This is a genomic window from Leifsonia sp. SIMBA_070 (assembly GCF_046534635.1).
Classification (GTDB): Bacteria; Actinomycetota; Actinomycetes; order Actinomycetales; family Microbacteriaceae; genus Leifsonia.
In genome coordinates this window covers 1-283 of sequence record NZ_JAWRYK010000164.1, presented here as the reverse complement: position 1 = coordinate 283, position 283 = coordinate 1, and the positions used below count along the sequence as shown (strand labels likewise).

Here is a 283-nt window from a genome sequence, read left to right as displayed (position 1 = left end):
CCCTCGTCGTCGTAGCTGACGTTCGACGAGGGCGTGAGCGTGCGCTTCGCGTCGGGCGAGGCCATCACGGTCGACCGCGTGGTCCTGACGGTTCCGCTGGGCGTGCTGCAGGCCGATGCGATCGAGTTCGACCCTCCGCTGCCGTTCGAGCACCGCGGATCCATCGCCGCCCTCGAGATGGGGCAGATGGAGTCGGTCTGGCTGCGCTATGAGGCGCCGTTCTGGGACACGACCGCGGGCGTCTGGCAGCTCACGGGGCCGATCGGGGAGCAGACCGAGGAAC

The 283-nt window shown here is 69.6% G+C and carries 1 protein-coding gene; it reads left to right on the top strand.

Annotated features, from left to right (window positions below; all coding sequences use genetic code 11):
• Positions 1 to 33: 33 nt before the first annotated feature.
• Positions 34 to 283: FAD-dependent oxidoreductase (locus SB754_RS19855; RefSeq protein ID WP_410784104.1), on the top strand; the 250-nt coding region annotated here is incomplete at its 3' end.